Annotated in this window: 16 protein-coding genes and 1 pseudogene; 12 read left to right on the forward strand and 5 right to left on the reverse strand. The window is 68.7% G+C overall.

From position 1 onward, the window contains the following. Positions 1-50 precede the first annotated feature (50 nt). From ACREPD_RS09960 to ACREPD_RS09975, 4 genes are all read right to left on the reverse strand, one after another. Positions 51-2,615, reverse strand: a complete 2,565-nt coding sequence (locus tag ACREPD_RS09960) for a sensor domain-containing protein (RefSeq protein ID WP_431599184.1) — start codon at positions 2,613-2,615, stop codon at positions 51-53. Beyond that, on the reverse strand, positions 2,612-3,505 hold the full coding sequence (locus ACREPD_RS09965; RefSeq protein ID WP_431599185.1) for a hydroxymethylglutaryl-CoA lyase: 894 nt from the start codon (positions 3,503-3,505) through the stop codon (positions 2,612-2,614). The genes ACREPD_RS09960 and ACREPD_RS09965 overlap by 4 nt, the downstream gene beginning before the upstream one ends. A 190-nt stretch (positions 3,506-3,695) precedes the next feature. Continuing rightward, the gene (locus ACREPD_RS09970; protein ID WP_431599186.1) at positions 3,696-4,082 is read right to left on the reverse strand and encodes a VOC family protein; all 387 of its coding nucleotides are present in this window, start codon (positions 4,080-4,082) and stop codon (positions 3,696-3,698) included. 14 nt (positions 4,083-4,096) lie between these two features. Continuing rightward, positions 4,097-4,885: an enoyl-CoA hydratase-related protein gene (locus tag ACREPD_RS09975; protein WP_431599187.1), complete on the reverse strand. Its 789-nt coding sequence runs from the start codon at positions 4,883-4,885 to the stop codon at positions 4,097-4,099. A 115-nt stretch (positions 4,886-5,000) separates the two neighbouring features. Here ACREPD_RS09975 and ACREPD_RS09980 point away from each other — a divergent pair, with 115 nt between their 5' ends. The 9 genes from ACREPD_RS09980 to recJ all read left to right on the forward strand — a co-directional run bounded on the left by ACREPD_RS09980 (position 5,001) and on the right by recJ (position 16,307). After that, positions 5,001-5,255 carry a FeoA family protein gene (locus ACREPD_RS09980; RefSeq protein ID WP_431599188.1) on the forward strand — a complete coding sequence of 85 codons (255 nt, stop codon included), beginning with the start codon at positions 5,001-5,003 and terminating at the stop codon, positions 5,253-5,255. After that, positions 5,252-7,105 carry a ferrous iron transport protein B gene (gene feoB, locus ACREPD_RS09985; RefSeq protein ID WP_431599189.1) on the forward strand — a complete coding sequence of 618 codons (1,854 nt, stop codon included), beginning with the start codon at positions 5,252-5,254 and terminating at the stop codon, positions 7,103-7,105. Before ACREPD_RS09980 ends, feoB begins: the two co-directional genes overlap by 4 nt. Next, positions 7,105-7,359, forward strand: a complete 255-nt coding sequence (locus ACREPD_RS09990; protein ID WP_431599190.1) for a DUF6587 family protein — start codon at positions 7,105-7,107, stop codon at positions 7,357-7,359. Before feoB ends, ACREPD_RS09990 begins: the two co-directional genes overlap by 1 nt. 328 nt (positions 7,360-7,687) lie before the next feature. Next, complete coding sequence (gene dapB, locus ACREPD_RS09995; RefSeq protein WP_431599191.1) at positions 7,688-8,416, forward strand: 4-hydroxy-tetrahydrodipicolinate reductase; 729 nt, start codon at positions 7,688-7,690, stop codon at positions 8,414-8,416. 226 nt (positions 8,417-8,642) lie between these two features. After that, complete coding sequence (gene carA / locus ACREPD_RS10000; RefSeq protein WP_431599192.1) at positions 8,643-9,773, forward strand: glutamine-hydrolyzing carbamoyl-phosphate synthase small subunit; 1,131 nt, start codon at positions 8,643-8,645, stop codon at positions 9,771-9,773. A gap of 68 nt (positions 9,774-9,841) precedes the next feature. Further along, positions 9,842-13,084, forward strand: coding sequence for a carbamoyl-phosphate synthase large subunit (gene carB / locus ACREPD_RS10005; protein WP_431599193.1), 3,243 nt, complete (start codon positions 9,842-9,844; stop codon positions 13,082-13,084). An 8-nt stretch (positions 13,085-13,092) separates the two neighbouring features. After that, complete coding sequence (gene greA / locus ACREPD_RS10010) at positions 13,093-13,557, forward strand: transcription elongation factor GreA (RefSeq protein WP_431599198.1); 465 nt, start codon at positions 13,093-13,095, stop codon at positions 13,555-13,557. A gap of 7 nt (positions 13,558-13,564) precedes the next feature. Next, entirely contained in the window at positions 13,565-14,485 is a 921-nt protein-coding gene (locus ACREPD_RS10015; RefSeq protein WP_431599194.1) for a phosphoglycerate mutase, read from the forward strand. A gap of 148 nt (positions 14,486-14,633) precedes the next feature. Further along, positions 14,634-16,307 (forward strand): single-stranded-DNA-specific exonuclease RecJ, encoded by a 1,674-nt coding sequence (recJ, locus tag ACREPD_RS10020; RefSeq protein WP_431599199.1) that lies wholly within the window; start codon positions 14,634-14,636, stop codon positions 16,305-16,307. A gap of 205 nt (positions 16,308-16,512) precedes the next feature. Here recJ and ACREPD_RS10025 read toward each other — a convergent pair whose 3' ends face one another. After that, positions 16,513-17,577 (reverse strand): DUF1176 domain-containing protein, encoded by a 1,065-nt coding sequence (locus tag ACREPD_RS10025; RefSeq protein WP_431599195.1) that lies wholly within the window; start codon positions 17,575-17,577, stop codon positions 16,513-16,515. A gap of 149 nt (positions 17,578-17,726) precedes the next feature. On the opposite strand from ACREPD_RS10025, the gene ACREPD_RS10030 reads away from it, so the two are divergent. The 3 genes and pseudogenes from ACREPD_RS10030 to ACREPD_RS10040 all read left to right on the forward strand — a co-directional run. Further along, positions 17,727-20,663: a VIT domain-containing protein gene (locus tag ACREPD_RS10030; protein ID WP_431599196.1), complete on the forward strand. Its 2,937-nt coding sequence runs from the start codon at positions 17,727-17,729 to the stop codon at positions 20,661-20,663. Between the two features lie 57 nt (positions 20,664-20,720). After that, positions 20,721-21,629 carry a LytTR family DNA-binding domain-containing protein gene (locus tag ACREPD_RS10035; RefSeq protein ID WP_431599197.1) on the forward strand — a complete coding sequence of 303 codons (909 nt, stop codon included), beginning with the start codon at positions 20,721-20,723 and terminating at the stop codon, positions 21,627-21,629. 55 nt (positions 21,630-21,684) lie between these two features. Next, positions 21,685-22,294: pseudogene (locus ACREPD_RS10040) on the forward strand (PCRF domain-containing protein); the annotation flags it as partial.

Here is a 22,294-nt window from a genome sequence, read left to right on the forward strand (position 1 = left end):
GCCGATTCTAGCGGATGCGGGCCGTTTCGCCGTTGTGCAGCGCGTGCGGCTCATTGCCGCTGGGCCAGGCGCCGGGCGAAGTCGTCTGCGGCCAGCCCGGGGGCGAACAGGAAGCCCTGGCCGACGGTGACCCCCAGGGTATGCAGGAAGCGGCGCTGTTCCTCCGATTCGATGCCCTCGGCGACCAGGCCCAGCCCGAGGCTGCGCGCGATGCCGCAGACGGCCTCGCAGACCGCCACGTCCGAACGGTTGCCGGGCACGCCCTCGACGAACAGCTGGCTGAGCTTGAGCCCGTGGATCGGCAGCCGGCGCAGGTAGTTCAGGGCGCTGTAGCCCTCGCCGAAGTCGTCGATGGTCAGCAGAACGCCCATATCGCGCAGCCGCGCGAAGGTCTGCAGCGTGTCGGGGGCGTCTTCGATCAGGACCCGTTCGGTGAACTCCAGCTCCAGCGCGCTGCCCGGCAGCCCGTACTGGTCCAGGATCTGGCGCACATTGCGCGCCAGGTCCTCGCCGACGAACTGGCGGTAGGAGACGTTGACCGCCACGCGCACGATGCCGAGTCCTTCATCCTGCCACTGGCGGATCTGCCGGCAGGCCTCGTTCAATACCCACAGCCCGATCCGCACGATGTCGCCGGTGCTCTCGGCATGGCCGATGAAGATGTCCGGCCGCAGCTCGCCCAACTGCGAGTTGCGCCAGCGGATCAGCGCCTCGGCGGCGACCAGCTGGCCGGTGCGCAGGTCGACCTGCGGCTGGTACACCAGGTGGAACTCGTCGTCGTCCAACGCGCGGTGCAGCTTGCTTTCGATCTGCAGGCGGTCGTGCTGGCGCTGGGCCAGTTCCGGCGAGAACACCTGCCAGCCGTTGCGCGTGCGGCGCTTGCAGTCGTACATGGCGATGTCGGCGTTCTGGATCAGCTGCTGAGGGCGCAGCCCGTCCTGCGGCGCGCGGGCGATGCCGATGCTGGTGGTCACCGCGAACTCGTCGCTGCCGAAGCGGAACGGGGCGGAGAAGGCGCGGGTGATGGCCTCGGCCAGGCGCTCGGGCTGGTCCGGCAGGTCGCGGGTATCGCAGACCACCAGGAATTCGTCGCCGCCGAAACGGGCGACCAGCCCCTCGGTGCCGATCGCAGTGGAAATGCGCCGCGTCGCATCGATCAGCAGTTCGTCGCCGGCATTGTGGCCGAGCAGGTCGTTGACCGTCTTGAACCGGTCCAGGTCGATGTACAGCACCGCCACCCGGCAGTGGGTGGGGCTGGCCATGCGCGTGGCCAGGTCGGTCAGCACCGCGTCGCGGTTCATGATCCCGGTCAGCGGGTCGGTGCGGGCCTGGATGCGCAGGGTTTCCTCGGCGTGCTTGCGCGAGGTGATGTCCTGCACGGTGCCGGCGATGCGCGCGGCGTCCACGTCGCCGGCCTCGGCCTCGCCGATCATGCGCACCCAGAACGAATGGCCGTCGCTGCGCTGCCCCTGCAGTTCGAGCTCGAACGGCACCTGGCGGTCGATGACGTCCAGCAGCGCCTGCTGCAGCTGCGAGCGGTCGTCCAGGCGCAGGCAGTCCATCAGGTGCGCCATGTCCTGCAGCGGCACCTCCTGGCCGAGGATGCGCGCCGCCTCATCGGTCAGGTACAGGCGCTGGAGGCCGCGGTCCCACTCCCAGCCGCCGATGTGGGCCAGCGACTGCGCGCGGTCGAACAGGGTGTTGTTGCGCTTGAGTTCGGTGATGTCGCTGAACAGCCCGAACACGTGGTCGGGGGTGTCGCGGCCGGTGCCGTAGACCGGCACGTTGGTGGTGGAGATCCAGATCATGCGCCCGCGCGGGCGGTGGTACAGGCCCACGATGGTGCTGCGGGTCATGCGCCCACGCTGCAGCGCTTCGGCGGCGGGCCACTGTTCGCGGGTCAGCGGGTGGCCGTGTTCGTCCACGCTGATCCAGTCGTCCGGGGCCAGCAGCTTGTGCAGGCTGCCGCCGTTGGACTGGCTGCCCAGGATGCGGTGCGCCGCCGGATTGGCCGACACCACCCGCAGCTCGCGATCGAACAGGATCACGCCCTTGTCGATGGATTCCATCAGCAGGCGGTAGCGCGACTCGGCCTGCCAGCGGCTGCTCAGGTCGCGCGCCACGGCGACGATGCAGTGCTCGCCCTGGTGCTCGAAGCCGGCCGAATGCACCTCCACTGGGAAGCGGCTGCCGTCGCCGCGCATGTTGGTGACTTCGATGACGTAGGTCTCGCCACGCCGCAGCGCCTCCCAGACCGGGTCGAGGTGGTCGCTGGGCAGGTCCGGGTTCAACAGCTCGATGGGCTGGCCGATGATGTCTTCGCGGGCACGGCCGTAGGCCCGTATGCCCGCCTTGTTGAGGTCGAGTACCACGCCGGTTTCGCTGAGGATGCTGACCGGGTCGGGCACCGCATCGAACAGCGCGGCGTAGCGGCGCAGCGCCAGCTGGCGTTCGTCCATTGCCTCCTGCAGGGCCTGCTGCACATCGCGCAGCAGGGCGTGCACGTCTTCGCCGGGCGGCTGCGCCAGCGCCTGTTGCAGGGCCGCCAGCGCATGCAGATGCGCGGCGAGGTGGTCACCGACCGCGGCATCCTTGCGCGGGCGGCGTCGACTCATGTGGCGGCCAGTGCCTTGCCGGCCTTGCTGCCGGTTTCACGCCCGAGCCTTGCCGCCAGCCAGCGGCCGGTGGCGGCCAGCGCCGGCAGGTCGATGCCGGTGCGCATGCCGATGCCATGCAGCAGGTACACCACGTCTTCGCTGGCCACATTGCCACTGGCGCCCTTGGCATACGGGCAGCCGCCAGCGCCGGACACGGCCGAATCGACCACGCGCACGCCTTCGTCCAGGCAGGCGTCGATATTGGCCAGGGCCTGGCCATAGGTGTCATGGAAGTGCACCGCGAGCGCACTCATCGGCAGCTCGGCGGCCACGGCACGCAGCATCGCGCGCGCCTTGCGTGGCGTGCCGACCCCGATGGTGTCGCCCAGCGAGATTTCGTAACACCCCATCTCGTGCAGCGCGCGGGCCACGCGGATCACCTCGCTGACCGCCACCTCGCCCTGGTAGGGGCAGCCCAGCACGGTGGACACATAGCCACGCACCCTGACCCCGTCGGCGCGGGCGCGTTCGAGGATCGGCGCGAAACGCGCCAGCGACTCGTCGATGCCGGCGTTGGTATTGGTGCGGTTGAAGGTTTCCGAGGCGGCGGTGAACACCGCCACCTCCTCCACGCCCACGGCACGGGCGCGGTCGTAGCCCTGCTCGTTGGGCACCAGCACCGGGTAGGCGATGCCGGGGCGGCGTTCGATGCCGGCATAGACCTCGGCGGCGTCGGCCAACTGCGGCACCCAGCGCGGGCTGACGAAACTGGTGGCTTCGATGGTGCGCAGACCGGTGAGCGACAGCTGGCGGATCAGCTCGATCTTGTCGGCGGTGGCGACCGGTTGGGCTTCGTTCTGCAGCCCGTCGCGCGGGCCGACCTCGACGATGCGGACGAAATCATCCATGGCCATGCTCCCCGGGGACGGGAAGACGCACGGCCAGCAGCGGACGGGTGGGGGATGGAATCACGGACGTTCCTGGGGGAAAAGGGTGGCCCACGATCCCCGGCGGGCCACGAAAGGGGGATACGCGGGTTCGGCGGCAAAGCGGCCAGCCCGCTGTGGTGCAGCGGCGCCCGGGGACGGGCGCTGGCGATCATGCCGGGCGGTGGCAGACCGCTTCGATGTTGTTGCCGTCCGGGTCCAGTACGAAGGCCCCGTAATAGTCGGGGTGGTAGTACTCACGGATGCCGGGCGGCCCGTTGTCGCGACCGCCGGCCGCCAGCGCGGCGCTGTGGAACGCGTCCACCTCCGCGCGGCTGCCCGCACTGAAGGCCACATGCACCCCGCCATGGGCGCCGGGCGTGCTGCCGATCCAGAAGTCCGGCTTGCCGGTGCGTCCGAATCCGGCGTGGTCGCCGGCGCCGGTCTGCGCGGCGCTGACCTGCATCACCACCTGGATGCCGAGCGGCGCCAGCGCCTGCTGGTAGAAGGCGAGGCTGCGCGCGAAGTCCGCGCAGCGGATACCGATATGGTCGAGCATGGGGAGATTCCTTCTCAGTCCTGGGTAACCCAATGGGGCGCGCGCTTGTCCAGGAAGGCGCCGAGTCCTTCCTGGCCTTCGGCGGAGACCCGCAGCCGCGCGATCAGCGTGGCGTTGTCGCGATCCAGTGCGTCGCGGTCGCGGCCCACCGTGACCCGGCGGACCAGCTCCTTGGCCGACGCCGAGGCGATCGGGCCGGCCTTGTCGAGCAGGCCCAACTGGCGCTGGACGGCTTCGTCGATCCGTTCAGGTTCGATCAGCTGGTGGACCAGCCCGATCCGCAGCGCGGTCTCGGCGTCGAAGTGCTCGCCGGTCGCGAACCAGCGGCGGGCCTGGCGCGGGCCGATCGCATCGATGACATAGGGCGAGATCACCGCCGGCAGCAGGCCCAGCCGGCTCTCGGTCAGGCCGAAGCGGGCGCTGGTGCTGGCGATGGCGATGTCGCAGCAGGCGACCAGGCCGACCCCGCCGCCGAAGGCCGCGCCGTGCACGCGGGCCACGGTCGGCTTGGGCAGTTCATCCAGGGTGCGCATCAGCCGGGCCAGGGCGAGGGCGTCCTGGCGGTTGTCTTCCTCGCTGGCCGCGGCCATGCCGCGCATCCACTGCATGTCCGCGCCGGCCGAGAACGAGGCGCCTTGCCCGGCCAGCACGACCGCGCGCACCTGGTCGTCGCGCCCGGCGGCCTCCAGCGCGGCGGTCAGCTGCGCGATCAGCCCCGCGTCGAAGGCGTTGTGCAGGGTGGGGCGGTTCAGCCACAGGGTCAGCACCGAAGCGCTGCGTTCAATCCTCAAAGCGTCACTCATGGGGGGCCTGCGGTTGCTTACATGTATGGATCATAGCGGGCCGTGGCGCGCGGGCCATGACGCGGCGCGGCGATGCTAGAATTGATAACCATTCTTATCGACACGAAGGCGACCCGTGACGTTGTCCGATCTGCCGCTGCACGGTTCCGCCCTGGTGGAGGGCGTGCAGGAACTCCATGCAAACGATGCCATCGCCCGCCGGCTCAAGGAGCTGGGCTTCGTGAAGGGTGAGGATGTGCGTCTGGTAGCCCGTGGTCCCATCGGCGGCGAACCGCTGCTGGTGCAGGTCGGGTTCACCCGTTTCGCGCTGCGTCGTACCGAAGCGGCACGCATCCTGATCAGCGCACACGCCGCCGGAGCAGGCGCATGAGCGCCGCCAGCCTGCGCATTGCCCTGGTGGGCAACCCCAACAGCGGCAAGACCGCGCTGTTCAACCAGCTCACCGGCAGCCGCCAGAAGGTGGCCAACTACACCGGCGTGACCGTGGAACGCAAGGAAGGGCGCCTGCGCGCGCCGTCCGGCCGCGAATTCGCCGTGCTCGACCTGCCGGGCGCCTACAGCCTGCAGCCGGCCAGCCTGGACGAGGCGATCACCCGCGACCTGTGCCGGGGCTTCTACCCGGGCGAGGCCGCGCCGGACGTGCTGCTGTGCGTGATCGATGCGACCAACCTGCGCCTGCACCTGCGCTTCGCGCTGGAGCTGCGCGAGCTGGGCAAGCCGATGATCGTGGCGCTGAACATGGTGGATGCGGCCGAGCGTCGCGGCATCAAGATCGACGTGCGCGCCCTCGAACAGGCGCTGGGCGTGCCGGTGGTGGAAACCGTGGCCGTGCGCCGCAACGGGGCCAAGGCGCTGGTGGACCGGCTGGATGCCATGGTGCCGCACCTGGACGCGCCGGTCGCGGCCGTGGCAGGCGAGGCGGACTACCACGCCCAGGTGCGCGACATCCTCGCCGCCGCGGTGAGCATGCCGACCCGCACCGCGAAGATCGACGACGCGCTGGACCGCTGGCTGCTGCATCCCGTGTTCGGGCTGCTGACCCTGGTGGTGGTGATGTTCCTCATCTTCCAGGCCGTGTTCGCCTGGGCCACGCCGATGATGGACGGCATCGAAGCCGGCTTCGGCTGGCTGGGCGAAACCGTCGCCGCCACGCTGCCCGCGGGCCCGCTGACCAGCCTGCTGACCGACGGCATCATCGCCGGCGTGGGCGGGGTCGTGGTGTTCCTGCCGCAGATCCTGATCCTGTTCGCCTTCATCCTGGCGCTGGAAGAGTCCGGCTACCTGCCGCGCGCCGCGTTCCTGCTCGACCGCATGATGGCCTCGGCCGGCCTGTCGGGGCGTTCGTTCATCCCGCTGCTGTCCAGCTTCGCCTGCGCCGTGCCGGGTATCATGGCCACCCGCAGCATCCAGGACCCGCGCGACCGCCTGGCCACCATCCTGGTCGCCCCGCTGATGACGTGTTCGGCGCGCCTGCCGGTCTATGCGCTGCTGATCGGCGCCTTCATCCCGCAGAAGACCCTGTGGGGCTTCGTCAGCCAGCAGGGCCTCGTGCTGTTCGGCCTGTACGCGGCCGGCATCTTCAGTGCGCTGGCCATGTCCTGGGTCATGAAGAAGTGGCGCCGCGACAAGAGCGAGCACCCGCTCATGCTGGAACTGCCGTCCTACCGCATCCCGCACCCGCGTGATCTGGCCGTGGGCCTGTACGAGCGCGGCATGATCTTCCTCAAGCGCGTGGGCGGCATCATCCTCTCGCTGACCATCCTGCTGTGGGTGCTGCTGTCGTTCCCGGGCGCCCCGGAAAACGCCACCAATCCGGCCATCGACTACAGCTTTGCCGGCCAGATCGGCCACGCCATGGCGATCATCTTCGCCCCGCTGGGCTTCAACTGGCAGATATGCATCGCCCTCATCCCCGGCATGGGCGCCCGCGAAGTCGCCGTCTCCTCGCTGGCCACCATCTACGCCCTCTCGGCCGCCGATGACGACGCCGCCATCCAGGCCCTTACCCCGGTCGTCGCCAACGGCTGGTCGCTGGCCACCGGCCTCTCCCTGCTCGTGTGGTTCATCTACGCGCCCATGTGCATCTCCACCCTGGCCACCATCAAGCGCGAGACCAACTCCTGGAAGCAGGTCGGCTTCGCCACCTTCTACCTCTTCGCCGCCGCCTACATCGCGGCGCTGGTCACCTACCAGGTGACCGTGGCCCTGGGCGGCGGCTGATGACCACCGGCCTGCTCCTGCAGTACATCGTCGTCGCGCTGATCGTCCTGCTCAGCGCCTGGGTAGTGCTCAAAAAGCAGTTCCCCGGCACCGTGCGGAAGGCACGCGGCGCACTCGCGCTGGGGCTGGTGAAACCGCAGCGCGCGAACTGGATGCAGGCGCTCGGCCGAAAGATCGCACCACCGGCCACCGGCGGTGGCGGTGCATGTGGTGGTTGCGACAGTTGCGGGCCGACCACGCCGAAGCAGCATTGACCACGCGATGCGACGCGACCCGGTTTTCGGTTCCGTCATAGAGAAACTGTCGAGGGTGGGGGCGGGGTAGGTTTGCGGGGGTATGAGCCGCATGGGTCGGGCGTATACGCCCGACGGGTTGGGCAGGAGCCCAACCCCGGTCTTGCCGTGTGCGCAGGACAGCGCACACGCGCAAGCGGCGACTAAGCCCCCATGGATGGGTTTACGGCGTCCCCCGCAGACCTGCCCCGGCTCCGCCCAGCCAGGAATTAGCGCAGAGCCGATGCTTTTGACGTTGATGTCGATGTTGACGTTGCCCAATCGAAGCCCTTTCCGCTAGCCTGCGGACATGACTACTCCCCCCATTCGTTTGCTCATCCACGGTGCGTCCGGGCGCATGGGCCAGGCCCTGCTGCGGCTGGCTGCCGAGCGCGACGACCTGCAGGTCGTTGCCGCCGTCACCCGCCGTTCTCCCGCCCAGCGCGTCGTCGAGGGCGTCCCGCATTTCGCCGCCAGCGAACTGCACGGCGCGCCGCAGTTCGACGTCGCCATCGACTTCAGCCTGCCCGAGGGCTTCGATCCTGTTCTGGCCCTGTGCGTCGAGCGCGGGGCAGGGCTGGTCTCGGGCACCACCGGCATCAGCGAAACCCAGCGGCAGGCCTTGATCCAGGCCGCCACCCGGATCCCGCTCGTCTGGGCATCCAACTTCAGCCTGGGCGTCGCCGTTCTCGACGAACTGGTCGAGCGCGCCGCCGCCGCCCTCGCGGGCTGGGACTGCGACATCGTCGAATCCCACCACGTCCACAAACAGGACGCCCCGTCCGGCACCGCCCTCACCCTGGGCGCCGCCGCCCAGAAGGGTGGGGCGCAGCCGCATTACGCCAGCCTGCGTGCCGGCGACATCGTCGGCGAGCACCTCGTCCAGTTCACCGGCCTGGGCGAGCGCATCGAACTGACCCACCGGGCCACCAACCGCGACATCTTCGCGCGGGGCGCCCTGTTCGCCGCCACACAGCTGAACGGGCGTGCGCCCGGCAGCTACCGGGTCCGCGACCTCCTGGCCGGCAGCGCTACCTGAACAGGCGTGTCGGTCACGCCTGAACCCAGGCGTGACCGGACGCTGCCGTACGCCGGCGATTGCATGTAAACGCTGGCGTTGGAGGGGGCTTGCCTTTACAATTCCCGCTCGCCGAATCACGACAGCCGGACCGGTCCCGCACCGCAGTCCGCGCTTTTTTGCAACCGCTTTTCCGTGAAGCGTGGCGTGACTTCGGTGACCCCTCGGTAGCCAAAGTGAGATTCCCGTGACCCAAGCCGCAATCCTCGTCCTCGAAGACGGCACCGTATTCGAGGGCGAATCCGTAGGCGCGCCCGGCCTGTCCGTCGGTGAGGTGGTGTTCAACACCGCCATGACCGGTTACCAGGAAGTGCTGACTGATCCCTCCTACGCCCGGCAGATGGTCACGCTGACCTACCCGCATATCGGCAACACCGGCATGACCGACCAGGACGACGAGGCCCACAAAGTGTGGTCGGCCGGCCTGATCGTGCGCGACGTGCCGCGCCGTCCCAGCAACTGGCGCAGCCAGGTGTCGCTGCAGGACTGGCTGCTGCAGCGTGGCGTCGTCGCCATCTCCGGCATCGACACCCGCAAGCTGACCCGCATCCTGCGTGAGCGCGGCGCCCAGAATGGCGCCCTGATGGCCGGCGACGACATCAACGTCGACGTCGCCCTGGAAGCCGCCCGCAAGTTCCCGGGCCTCAAGGGCATGGACCTGGCCAAAGTCACGAGCACCGAGAAGTCCTACAGCTGGAACGAGGGCCAGCTCGACCTGGATTCCAACACGTTCGCCAGCGCCGCCCCGCAGTACAACGTGGTGGCCTATGACTTCGGCGCCAAGCTCAACATCCTGCGCATGCTGGCCGAACGCGGCTGCGACATCACCGTCGTGCCGGCGCAGACCCCGGCCGCCGACGTGCTGGCGATGAATCCGGACGGCGTGTTCCTGTCCAACGGCCCGGGCGACCCGGAACCGTGCGACTACGCCATCGAAGCGATCAAAGTGTTCCTGGACAAGAAGCTGCCGGTCTTCGGCATCTGTCTGGGCCACCAGCTGCTCGCGCTGGCCTCCGGCGCCAAGACCGTCAAGATGGGCCACGGCCACCACGGCGCCAACCACCCGGTGCAGGACCTGGACGACGGCCGCGTGATGATCACCTCGCAGAACCACGGTTTCGCGGTGGATGAAGCCACCCTGCCGGCCACCCTGCGCGTCACCCACCGCTCGCTGTTCGACGGCACCAACCAGGGCATCGCCCGTACCGACGTGCCGGCGTTCTCCTTCCAGGGCCACCCCGAAGCCTCGCCGGGCCCGCACGACGTCAGCCCGCTGTTCGACCGCTTCATCACCCTGATGGCGCAGGCCAAGGCCTGATTCGAGACGCCGCTGCCTTCGGCGCGGCGCTGCGACCCCCGACACGCTGTACTGACTTAGAGAAGACAATGCCCAAGCGCACTGACCTAAAGACCATCCTCATCATCGGCGCCGGCCCGATCGTCATCGGCCAGGCCTGTGAGTTCGACTACTCCGGCGCCCAGGCCTGCAAGGCCCTGCGTGACGAGGGGTACCGCGTGGTGCTGGTCAACAGCAATCCGGCCACCATCATGACCGACCCGGAGATGGCCGACGCCGTCTACATCGAGCCGATCAACTGGCAGACCGTCGAAAAGATCATCGCCAAGGAAAAGCCCGACGCGCTGCTGCCGACCATGGGTGGCCAGACCGCGCTGAACTGCGCGCTGGACCTGGCCGACCACGGCGTGCTGGAGAAGTACAACGTCGAACTGATCGGCGCCAAGCGCGATGCGATCCGCATGGCCGAAGACCGCGAGCTGTTCCGCGTGGCCATGGGCGAGATCGGTCTGGAGTGCCCGAGCGCCGCGGTTGCGCACACGCTCGAAGAAGCGATCGACATCCAGACCCGCGTCGGCTACCCGACCATCATCCGCCCCAGCTTCACCCTGGGTGGCAGCGGTGGCGGCATTGCCTACAACCGCGAAGAGCTGATCGATATCGTGACCCGCGGCCTCGAGCTGTCGCCGACCACCGAAGTGCTGGTGGAAGAGTCGGTGCTGGGCTGGAAGGAATTCGAGATGGAGGTGGTGCGCGACACCGCCGACAACTGCATCATCGTCTGCTCCATCGAAAACCTGGACCCGATGGGCGTGCACACCGGTGACTCGATCACCGTCGCGCCGGCGCAGACCCTGACCGACAAGGAATACCAGCGCCTGCGCGATGCCTCCATCGCCGTGCTGCGCAAGATCGGCGTGGATACCGGCGGCTCCAACGTGCAGTTCGGCATCAGCCCGACCACCGGCCGCGTGGTCGTGATCGAAATGAATCCGCGCGTGTCGCGTTCCTCGGCGCTGGCCTCCAAGGCCACCGGCTTCCCGATCGCCAAGGTCGCCGCCAAGCTGGCCGTCGGTTACACCCTGGACGAATTGAAGAACGAGATCACCGGCGGCCTGACCCCGGCTTCGTTCGAGCCGTCGATCGACTATGTCGTCACCAAGATCCCGCGCTTCGCCTTCGAGAAGTTCCCGGCCGCCGATGCCCGCCTGACCACCCAGATGAAGTCGGTGGGCGAGGTGATGGCGATGGGCCGCACCTTCCAGGAATCGCTGCAGAAGGCGCTGCGTGGCCTGGAAACGGGCAAGATCGGCCTCGACCCGACCGGCCTGGACCTGACCAGCGAAGACGACATCACCACCCTGAAGCGCGAACTCAAGGCCCCGGGCCCGGAGCGCCTGTTCTTCGTGGGCGATGCGTTCCGCGCCGGCTTCAGCGTGGAAGAAGTCTTCGCGCTGTCGCACATCGACCCGTGGTTCCTGGACCAGATCGAAGAGATCATCCAGGCCGAAACCCAGCTGGCCGCCGACGGCCTGGACGCACTGGACGCCGCCCGCCTGCGCAAGCTCAAGCGCGCCGGCTTCTCCGATGCGCGCCTGGCCGAGCTGACCGGCACCAACGAAGCGGGCGTGCGCGCGCTGCGCCGTGCGCTCAAGGTGCGCCCGGTGTACAAGCGCGTGGATTCCTGCGCGGCCGAGTTCGCCACCAGCACCGCCTACCTGTATTCGACCTACGAGGACGAATGCGAAGCGGCGCCGAGCAACCGCGACAAGATCATGATCCTGGGCGGCGGTCCGAACCGCATCGGCCAGGGCATCGAGTTCGACTACTGCTGCGTGCACGCCGCCCTGGCGCTGCGCGAAGACGGGTTCGAGACCATCATGGTCAACTGCAACCCCGAGACCGTCTCCACCGACTACGACACCTCCGACCGCCTGTACTTCGAGCCGCTGACGCTGGAAGACGTGCTGGAAATCGTCGAGCTGGAACAGCCGAAGGGCGTGATCGTGCAGTACGGCGGCCAGACCCCGCTGAAGCTGGCGCGCGCGCTGGAAGCCAATGGCGTGCCGGTGATCGGCACCTCGCCGGACTCCATCGACCTGGCCGAAGACCGCGAGCGCTTCCAGCAGCTGGTGGACAAGCTGGGCCTGAAGCAGCCGCCGAACCGCATTGCCCGCAACGACCAGGAAGCGCTGCTGCTGGCCCGCGAGATCGGCTATCCGCTGGTGGTGCGCCCGAGCTACGTGCTGGGCGGCCGCGCGATGGAAATCGTCTACGGCGAATCCGACCTGGCGCGCTATGTGCGCGATGCGGTCAAGGTTTCCAACGATTCGCCGGTGCTGCTCGACCGCTTCCTGGACAACGCCGTGGAAGTGGACGTGGACATCATTGCCGACAAGGACGGCAACGTGCTGATCGGCGGCGTGATGGAACACATCGAAGAGGCCGGCGTGCATTCGGGCGATTCGTCCTGCTCGCTGCCGCCGTACTCGCTGTCGGCCGAGACCCAGGCCGAGCTGCGCCGCCAGGTGGTGGAGCTGGCCAAGGCCCTGAACGTGGTCGGCCTGATGAACACCCAGTTCGCGATCCAGGCCGGCGAGAACGGCGAGGACATCGTGTACCTGCTGGAAGTGAACCCGCGTGCCTCGCGCACCGTGCCGTTCGTGTCCAAGGCCACCGGCATGGCGCTGGCCAAGATCGCCGCGCGCTGCATGGCCGGCAAGACCCTGGCCGAGCAGGGCGCCACCAAGGAGATCGTGCCGGAGTACTTCTCGGTCAAGGAAGCGATCTTCCCGTTCGCCAAGTTCCAGGGCGTGGACCCGATCCTCGGGCCGGAGATGCGCTCCACCGGTGAGGTGATGGGCGTGGGCCGCAGCTTCAGCGCCGCGTTCGCACGTGCCCAGGAAGCCGGTGGCATCAAGGCACCGCCGCTGGGCAAGGCCTTCGTGTCGGTGCGTGACCCGGACAAGCAGCGCGTGCTGCCGGTGGCCAAGCTGCTGCTGGAGCGCGGCTATACGCTGGTGGCCACCCGTGGCACCGGCGCGTGGCTGCAGCAGCACGGCATGGACTGCGAGATCGTCAACAAGGTGGTCGAAGGCCGTCCGCACATCGTCGACTCGATCAAGAACGGCGAAATCGTGTATATCGTCAACACGACCGAAGGTCGCGCGGCGATCAACGACTCGTTCTCGATCCGTCGCGAGGCGCTGCAGCACCGCGTCACCTATTCGACCACCATTGCCGGCGCCAAGGCGCTGGTGCAATCGCTTGAGTTCCGCGGTACCGGCCCGGTCTGGTCGCTGCAGGAACTGCACAAGGAGTTGAACGCATGAGAGCACCGATCACCCTGAAGGGCGCGCAGCGTCTGCGCGAAGAGCTTGACCACCTGAAGTCGGTCAAGCGCCCCAAGGTCATCGCGGCGATCGCCGAGGCGCGTGAGCACGGCGATCTCAAGGAGAACGCCGAGTACCACGCCGCGCGCGAAGAGCAGGGCTTCATCGAAGGCCGCATCAAGCAGCTGGAAGGCGAGCTCTCGCATGCCGAGATCATCGACATCACCAAGCTCAACGCGGGCAGCAAGGTCGTGTTCGGCGCCACCGTCGAACTGGCCGATGTGGAAAGCGACGAAGAGAAGCGCTACCAGATCGTGGGTGACCTGGAGGCCGACATCAAACTTGGCCTGGTCGCGATCTCTTCGCCGGTCGCGCGCGCGATGATCGGCAAGAACGAGGGCGACAGCATCGTGATCGACGCCCCGGCCGGGCAGCGCGAGTACGAAATCATCAGCGTCCAGTACCTGGACTGAGCTGAACATGGCCACGGCAACCTTGTTGCTGCCGGCACGCAGCCGCTTCCCGGCGGCTGCGTTGCCCGATGACGTGGCCAAGGCGCTCGGCCGTGCCGAGCGCAGCCGGGTCGATGCCGGCGAGCGCGCCCAGCTGCAGCGGCATTTCCAGCTGCAGCCGGCCGATTGGCCGGTGGGTGCGTTGACCCGGCAGCTGGACGTGGGCGATGCGCACGATGGGGTGTGGCTGCGTGCCGATCCCGCCAACGTGGTGCCGGACATGCACGGCGCGCGGATGATGGGCCACGGTGACACGCTGCGGCTCGAACCGGCCGACGTGGCCGCATTGCTGCCGGCATTGCAGCCGTTGTTTGCGGGGTATGGCTTCACGCTGGATGCCCCCACGCCATCGCGCTGGTACCTGCGGTTGCCACCGGGCACCACGCTGCCGGTGTTTGCCGCGCCGGATGACGTGCTCGGCGATGATCTGTTCGCCCACCTGCCCGAAGGCGATGCCGGGCGGCGCTGGCGTGCATTGCTGACCGAAGCCCAGGTGGTGCTGCACCAGCACGAGTGGAATGTGCAGCGCCTCGCAACGGGCAAGCGTGCGGTCAATTCACTGTGGTTCTGGGGCGGGGGCGAGTTGCCCCACGCCGTGCAGACCGCCCACGCGCAGGTGCGGAGCCGTGATGCCCTGCTGCAGGCCCTGGCGAAGGCGGCGGGCGTGCAGGCCGACGATGAACAGCAGGTCGACGCGCTCGTGGACCTGCGCCAGCTGCGGTCGCTGGAGCAGCTGGGCAACGATGCGATCCGGCCGTTGCTGTCGGCGTTGCAGCGCGGTGAACTGCGGCGGCTGGTGCTGGATTTCGAAGACGGTGCCCGGTTTGAGCTGGACAAGGGCCAGCGCTGGCGGTTCTGGAAGAAGCCGGTGCAGTTGCACGAAGATTGACGGGCGCGCGATCTGCGGTCTCGATTGACGCCGGGTATCATGACGACCACCGGCGTTCGCGCTGTTTACCGAGCCCGCCTTGACCGCTTCTGATTCCCTCCAGATCCAACGCCGTCCCGCCGCCGCCCTTGGCGAATGGCCGGGTGACATGTTGCCGTTGCTGCAGCGCCTGTACGCCGCACGCGGCGTGATCGACGCGGCCCAGGCCCAGCCGAAGCTTGCGCAGCTGCATGCGCCGGAGCTGATGGGCAGCATGCAGGCCGCGGTGGACCTGCTGGCGGCGGCCATCGCCGCCGGCGAACGCATTCTGGTGGTAGGCGATTTCGACTGCGATGGCGCTACCGCCTGCGCAGTCGGCGTGCGCGGTCTGCGCATGCTGGGTGCGCGTGACGTCGTGCATGCCGTGCCCAACCGCATGCTGCACGGCTACGGCCTGTCTCCCTCGCTGGTGGCCGAGCTGGCGCCGTTGCAGCCCGGGCTGCTGGTTACCGTCGATCACGGCATTGCCTGCCATGCCGGCGTGACCGCGGCCAAGGCGCTGGGCTGGAAGGTGCTGGTCACCGACCACCACCTGCCGGGCGAGCAGTTGCCGCCGGCCGACGCCATCGTCGACCCCAACATCAACGGCGACGCATTCCCGAGCAAGGCGCTGGCCGGGGTCGGGGTGATCTTCTATGTATTGATGGCCCTGCGCCGGCACCTGCGCGTGCAGGGCGCCTTTGCCGCCGGTGCGGAACCGGACCTGCTGACCCTTCTGGATCTGGTGGCTGTAGGCACCGTCGCCGATCTGGTCGCACTGGATGCCAACAACCGGGCGCTGGTCTCGGCCGGCCTGCGCCGGCTGCGCGCCGGTCAGGGTTGCGTGGGCCTGCAGGCGCTGATCGAGGCCAGTGGCCGCGACGCGGCGCGGCTCAGCGCCACCGACATCGGCTTCGCCCTCGGCCCGCGGTTGAACGCGGCCGGCCGGCTGGAAGACATGGCGCTGGGCATCGAGCTGCTACTGACCGAGGACCGCGGCCAGGCGCGCGAGATCGCCCAGACGCTGGAGCAGATCAACGCCGAACGCCGTGCCGTGCAGCAGTTGATGACCGACGACGCCGAGCTGGCGGTTGCGCGAGCGCTGCTGAGCACCGAGGGCGAACGCCCGATCGCGGCGTGCCTGTTCGACGCCGAATGGCATCCCGGCGTGGTGGGGTTGGTCGCCTCGAAAATGAAGGACCGCCTGCACCGGCCGGTGATCGCGTTCGCCCCGGCCGAACCGGGCAGCGATTCGCTGCGCGGCTCGGCGCGCTCCATCGCCGGTTTCCATATCCGTGACGCGCTGGCGCTGGTCAATGCCGCACATCCGGGGCTGATCGACAAGTTCGGTGGCCACGCGATGGCCGCCGGTCTCAGCCTGCCGCATGCGCGGCTGGAGGCGTTCCAGCAGGCGTTCGTGGCCGTGGTCGAGGCCAGCATGGATCCGGCGGCGCTGCAGGAACTGCTGATGAGCGATGGCGAACTCGCTCCCGCCGAGCTGGACTTCCAGCATGCCGAAGCCCTGCGTCTGGCCGGGCCGTGGGGGCAGGGCTTCCCGGAGCCGCTGTTCGACGGCCACTTCCAGGTGGCGCGCTGGCAGGTGCTGAAGGAAAAGCACCTCAAGCTCAGCCTGCGCGTGCCTGGCCGCGCCGAGCCGATCAACGCGATTCATTTCAGTGGCTGGCGCGGCAATGCGCCCGCCAACCACGTGCATATCGCCTACCGTCTGGTCAGCGATGATTACCGTGGCGGCGGCGCGATCCAGTTGATCATCGAGCATTGCAGCGACGTGTCGGGTTCATGAACCCTGATACATGCTTCGATTGGGTCCAAACGTCGGGTCCAGGACAAACGCCGCGTTTATACGGGTCAGGACGCTTGTGCCGCGCTGCGCGCGGTGGACACGCATGGCGTGTCTCTACGAACCGTTACGTGCACAGGACGATTGCGCTGTAACAGCGTAGAGCCACGCCATGCGTGGCTGCTTCGTGTGGCGCGGGGTTCAAGGATCAATGCGGTTCTTGAACCTTCGTGACTACCGTCGGCATCTCCCATGCGCCGCCGGCGGCGACCAGGCGGCACAGGCCGGAGCGGGACTCGGCGGTCTTGACGAAGCGGGTGCCGGTCCAGCCCCAGCTGGCGCTGTACCAGCAGTCACCGAGCCCGCGGCCCTTCTGTGCTTCCTGGATCGTGCGCAGCTCGTCGTCCACGGCCGATGCAGTGACGAGCGTCGGCGCGTAAGGCGGGCGGTCGTTGACCACCCAATAGCCATCGCCGGTGTTGTACGCGCCACGCCAGCAGCCCTGCGAGACCAGCAGCTTGTCCGCCGACAGGCGCTGCACGGTGATTGCCTGCGGACCTTCGTCGCCGAACATCGTGCCGTCGGGATGTAGTGCTTCGCACTCGTCGGCCGAGGTGGCTGCCACCAGCGCCGCACGCAGGGCAGGCGAATCCGCTAGCGCCTGGTCTGCGGGACGGGTCGCCACGGTTCTACCCAGCACGATCACCGGAACGGGCAGCGCAGGCAGTACCGAGGCTTCGGCGCGTGTGCCCTTGCGCACCAGCGCGCCGGGCGTGCCGAGGCGCCCCTGGAATTCGTCCATCTTCAGCAGTACGGCCGACGCGCCGCGATCAGACACGGTCCAGCGCTTTCCGTCGTCGCCCACCACGACGACACGGCTGCTGCGACTCAGCGACGCCAGCAGTGCGGCCACCTGTGCGGCCGAGAAGTCCGCCGTGCCGGCGCCAGCGTCGTACGCCAGCTTCCCCAGCGCGGTGTCGTTGATCTGCAGCCGCAGCTGTCGGGGCAGGGTGGTTTCATCGTACTGGCCGAGCATGAGCTCGGCCGTGACTGGCTGGTCGGGACCGCCCAGCCGGGTGAGCAGGATCGAGACCGGTTCGCTGTCGCCGTCATCGCGCTGGTAGCCCGCCGCGCGGCAGGTGCGGGTGTTGTCGCAGGCCAGGGTCCAGTCCTCGTGGCTGAAGTCGATGCCGGGCGTGACGGTGGCCGGGGGCGCGGCGGACGCGGCCGGCAGCAGGCCGGCAAGCAGCAGGAGGGGCAGGGGCGTGCGCATGGGGGTTCCTTGTGGGACAACAATCCGTGGGGCTGGGATCGTGCCCCTCGGGGCCGCCGTTGTCCATGACCGCAACAGGTCGATGCTGGCGCAACCCCGTTTGCGGCGGTGGTGCGTTCAACCGTATGTCATCGGATCAGGAGCGTCACATGGACAACGTGCTGCGTGGTATCGGGCTGGGGGTGTTGCTGTGGGTAGGTGGGGGCGTGGGCATGCAGACCGCAGCCGCGCAGCGCGTGGCCGAGCCGGTGCTGAAAGTGGCCGGGGCGGAACAGCCGGTGCAGCTGGAGCAGGCGCGCACCGACAGCCATGTGGCGGCCGGCCTGGCCGAGACCCGTATCGAACTGGTGTTCCGCAACCCGAACCGGCGCGTGCTGGAAGGTGCGCTGGAGTTCCCGCTGGCCGAGGGCCAGCAGGTGACGGCGTTCGCGTTGGATATCGATGGCGTCATGCGCGATGCGGTGCCTGTGCCGAAGGCGCAGGGACGCCAGGTGTTCGAGGCGATCGAACGGCGCCGGGTCGATCCGGGCCTGTTGGAGCAGACCGCGGGCAACCAGTTCCGCCTGCGCATCTATCCCATTCCTGCGCTGGGCACGCGTCGGGTCGCGCTGACCGTCCGTGAGGCCCTGGCGGTGAGCAGGGAGGGACTGCGCTGGACGCTGCCGTTGCAGTTCGTGGGGCAGGCGAAGTCGGTACAACTGCGGCTGGATGCGGTGGCGACCGGCGTGCCGGTGACTCACGGTCCGCCAACGTTGGCCCTGGCGCTGCGCGATGGGGCGTGGCGTGCCGACTGGCAGGGCAGCGGTGACCAGCTGCCGGCGCAGCTGGGTTGGACGCTGCCGCTGCCGCGCGGCGTGGACGCCGTACGCGGCGCGTTCGACGGCGGACAGTATCTGATGGTGCAGGTGCCCGTGCCAGTGCAGACCCGCCAGCGCACCTTGCCCCATCGCGTGGGGCTGTTGTGGGATGCGTCCGGCTCGGCACGCCAGCGCGACACCGCCGCGGAACTGGCCGTGCTGGAGCGCTACTTCAGCGCCATGGGCAACGGCGAGGTGCAGCTGACCGTACTGCGCGACCGCGCCGAACCGACGCGACGCTTCGCCATCCGCAGCGGCGACTGGAGCGCGTTGCGCCGGCATCTGGAGGGATTGTCCTACGACGGTGCAAGTGCGCTGGGCGACTGGACCGCGCAACCCGACGTGGACGAATACCTGCTGGTCAGCGACGGGCTGGCCAACTATGGCAAGCGCGAGCGCCCGGCACTGCGGGCGAACCAGCGCCTGTATGCGCTGAGTGGTGCCGGTGCGCGCACCGACAGTGACCGGCTGCGTGCGTGGGCACGCGCAGGGCAGGGGCAGCTGCTGGTGTTGAACGGCAGCCATGACGTGGAATCGATGGCGACACGCCTGCTGCGGGATAATCCGGGCAACGTGCAGGCCGAAGGCGATGGGCTGACCGACCTGATCGTGGATGCCGAACGCGCCGACCAGGGTTGGGTGCGCGTGCTGGCCCGCATGCAGCAAGCGAACGGCATGCTTCGGCTGCAGGTTCCGGCGGCGGACGGTGCTCGCCAGACATTGACGGTTCCGGTGGCGCAGGCGCGCGATACCGGCGGTGCGCTGGTCGCCCACGCCTGGGCCGAAGCCCGGCGCCGGGAGCTGGCCGCAGACCCCGTGGCCAACCGTGGCGCGATCCAGGCGCTGTCGCAGCGCTTCGGGCTGGTCGGTGCAGACACCTCGCTGCTGGTGCTGGAAACGCTGGAGGACTACCTGCAATACGGCATCCGCCCGGCCGCGCCGCTGCAGCGGGACTACGACCGGCTGCACGCGGTGAAGGCGGAGGACGAAGCCAGCGCGCGCCGCGCGCGCCTGGACAAGTTGGCGGTGCAGTTCGCCGAGCGCGAGCAGTGGTGGAACCGGACCTGGCCGAAAGGCTCGCCGCCTTCGGCCGCTGTCAGCAAGCAGCGGGCGACACCGATGGGCGCCGTGGCGCCTGCACCTGCTCCTGCATCTGCGCCACCGGCGCCCATGATGCTGGCCGCCGAGAGCGCGCAGCGTGAGCGGGCAGACACAGCATCCGTCGCCCTGGACAGGGTGGAGGTGACCGGCGCGATGCGTGCGCAGGCCCCTGCGGCGGCCGATGCGACGGTTGTAGCCACTGCCGATGCGCGGGCCAACCAGGGCGCGCTGCGCATCACTGTTGCCGCATGGGCGCCGGACTCGGCCTACGCACGCCGGCTGCGCGCGGCCCGCCCGGAGGCGGTGTACGCGCTGTACCTGCAGGAGCGCGACCAGCACGCCGACAGCAGCGCCTTCTACCTGGACGTCGCCGACATCCTGTTCGCGCATGGCCAGCGCGACCTGGCCCTGCGGGTGCTGTCGAACCTGGCCGAGATGCAGCTGGAAAACCGCCACGTGCTGCGCGTGCTGGGCTACCGGCTGATGCAGGCCAAGGCGCCGGCACTGGCCGTGCCGGTGTTCCGTGACGTGCTGGCGCTGGGCGAGGAAGAGCCGCAGAGCTTCCGTGACCTGGCGCTGGCGTTGGAGGCCGACAACCAGCCGCAGGCGGCGCTGGCGGCGTTCAACGAGGTGGTGGTGCGGCCGTGGGACGACCGCTTCGACGGCATCTCGCTGATCGCGCTGGACGAGCTGACCACGCTGGTGGCGCGCACCGGGGTGGACGCACGTGCGGTCGACCCGCGCCTGCGCCGGGCGATGCCGCTGGACCTGCGCGTGGTGCTCAGCTGGGACAGCGACAACAGCGACATGGACCTGTGGGTCACCGACCCCAACGGCGAGCGTGCGTACTACGGCAACCGCCTGACCTACCAGGGCGGGCAGATGTCGCGTGACTTCACCGGCGGCTACGGTCCGGAACAGTTCTCGCTGCGCCAGGCCAAGCCGGGCCGCTACAAGGTGGAGGCGAACTACTTCGGCAGCCGCGAGCAGCTGGTCACCGGGGCTACCACGCTGACCCTGCGCCTGAGCACGCACTGGGGCAGCCGCCGCCAGCAGGACCAGCAGGTGACGATGCGCCTGAAGGACAGCGCCGACACGGTCCTGGTGGGCGAGTTCGACGTGCGCTGACCCGCAGCCCGTAGAATCGGGCGCTGATTCCCCAGCGCCCGATGCATGGACCCGAACGTGCCCCCCCGTAGTTCCCCGCGCTGGCGGCCGGCCAGCCGCCTGCTGGTCTGGGCGGCCATCCTGCTCGGCAGCGCCGCGGCCAATGCCGTGGTCGAGGTGATGGACGCCCAGCGCCGTGGCGAGGCGCTGGCGCTGTGGGAGCCGATGACCTGGGAGCTGAGCAGTGCCGGCATGATCCTGCTGACCCTGCCGCTGCTGTGGTGGGGCTGCCAGCGTTGGCCGCTGCATGCCGACACCTGGCGGCGGCGCCTGCCGCTGTACCTGGCGGCCAGCGTGGCCTGGTCGCTGCTGCACGTGGTCGGCATGATGCTGCTGCGCCACCTGGCCTATGCCAGTGTCGGCGAGCACTACGTCGACGGGTCGAGCTGGCCCACGCGGCTGCTCTATGAATACCTGAAGGACGTGCGGGCGTTCTTCAGCTTCGTGGCCATCGAGCACTTCTTCAGCTGGTTCGGTCGCCGCCGGCAGGGCGAGGCGCATCTGCTGGCCGCGCCGGAGGACGCGCCGCCGGTGGAGCCGGTGGACCGTCCCGAGCGCTTCCTGGTGCGCAAGCTGGGCCGTGACTTCCTGGTGGCCACCAACGACATCGAATATGCCCAGGCCGCCGGCAACTACATGAACCTGCGCGTGCGCGGCCATGATTACCCGCTGCGCAGCACGCTGGCCACGCTGGAGGCGCGGCTGGACCCGGCGCGGTTCGTGCGCATCCACCGCAGTTACCTGCTCAACCTGGCCGTGCTGGTGTCGATCGAGCCGCTGGACAGCGGCGAGGCCCGGGTTCACCTGGCCGACGGCACGGTGCTGCCGTGCAGCCGCCGCCAGCTGCCCGGGCTGCGCGCGGCGCTGGGGCAGGGGACCACGGCGGACCCGCTGCCGAGCGCCGCCCCGGCAGGTGCATCTACATGAACGGGCGCGCTGAGCTACAATTCGCGTCTTGTCCCAAGCCTTCATTACCGCCGATATGATCGAGCTCAATCCCGTGCGCCAGCGAATCACCGATCTCACCGATCGCGTGCTCTCGCTCAGGGGGTATCTTTGACTACGACGCCAAGAAAGAGCGTCTGGAAGAAGTAACCCGGGAACTGGAAAATCCCGATATCTGGAACAACGCCGAATACGCCCAGACCCTGGGTCGCGAGCGTTCCAGCCTGGAGAAGACGGTCGGCGGCATCGCCACCATCCTCGATGGGCTGACCGAATCCAGCGAACTGCTGGAACTGGCTGAAAGCGAACAGGACGAAGACACCGCCCTGGCCGTGGTCGCCGACCTGGACAAGTACCAGAAGCACGTGGAACAGCTGGAATTCCAGCGCATGTTCTCCGGCAAGATGGACAACGCCCCGGCCTTCGTCGACATCCAGGCCGGTGCCGGTGGCACCGAAGCCCAGGACTGGGCCGAAATCCTGCTGCGCATGTACCTGCGCTGGTGCGAATCGCGTGGCTGGAAGACCGAGCTGATGGAAGTCTCCGGTGGCGATGTCGCCGGCATCAAGTCGGCCACGCTGCGCGTGGAAGGCGACTATGCCTATGGCTGGCTGAAGACCGAACCCGGCGTGCACCGCCTGGTGCGC

It is taken from the genome of Stenotrophomonas sp., from assembly GCF_050737075.1.
In the GTDB taxonomy this organism is placed as follows: domain Bacteria; phylum Pseudomonadota; class Gammaproteobacteria; order Xanthomonadales; family Xanthomonadaceae; genus Stenotrophomonas.

What these genes read in the sequence shown, in the direction of transcription:
- ACREPD_RS09960 (WP_431599184.1), bottom strand. Translation starts at nt 2,615, where the DNA reads ATGAGTCGACGCCGCCCGCGCAAGGATGCCGCGGTCGGTGACCACCTC.
- ACREPD_RS09965 (WP_431599185.1), bottom strand. Translation starts at nt 3,505, where the DNA reads ATGGATGATTTCGTCCGCATCGTCGAGGTCGGCCCGCGCGACGGGCTG.
- ACREPD_RS09970 (WP_431599186.1), bottom strand. Translation starts at nt 4,082, where the DNA reads ATGCTCGACCATATCGGTATCCGCTGCGCGGACTTCGCGCGCAGCCTC.
- ACREPD_RS09975 (WP_431599187.1), bottom strand. Translation starts at nt 4,885, where the DNA reads ATGAGTGACGCTTTGAGGATTGAACGCAGCGCTTCGGTGCTGACCCTG.
- feoB (WP_431599189.1), top strand. Translation starts at nt 5,252, where the DNA reads ATGAGCGCCGCCAGCCTGCGCATTGCCCTGGTGGGCAACCCCAACAGC.
- ACREPD_RS09990 (WP_431599190.1), top strand. Translation starts at nt 7,105, where the DNA reads ATGACCACCGGCCTGCTCCTGCAGTACATCGTCGTCGCGCTGATCGTC.
- dapB (WP_431599191.1), top strand. Translation starts at nt 7,688, where the DNA reads ATGACTACTCCCCCCATTCGTTTGCTCATCCACGGTGCGTCCGGGCGC.
- carB (WP_431599193.1), top strand. Translation starts at nt 9,842, where the DNA reads ATGCCCAAGCGCACTGACCTAAAGACCATCCTCATCATCGGCGCCGGC.
- ACREPD_RS10015 (WP_431599194.1), top strand. Translation starts at nt 13,565, where the DNA reads ATGGCCACGGCAACCTTGTTGCTGCCGGCACGCAGCCGCTTCCCGGCG.
- recJ (WP_431599199.1), top strand. Translation starts at nt 14,634, where the DNA reads ATGTTGCCGTTGCTGCAGCGCCTGTACGCCGCACGCGGCGTGATCGAC.
- ACREPD_RS10025 (WP_431599195.1), bottom strand. Translation starts at nt 17,577, where the DNA reads ATGCGCACGCCCCTGCCCCTCCTGCTGCTTGCCGGCCTGCTGCCGGCC.
- ACREPD_RS10030 (WP_431599196.1), top strand. Translation starts at nt 17,727, where the DNA reads ATGGACAACGTGCTGCGTGGTATCGGGCTGGGGGTGTTGCTGTGGGTA.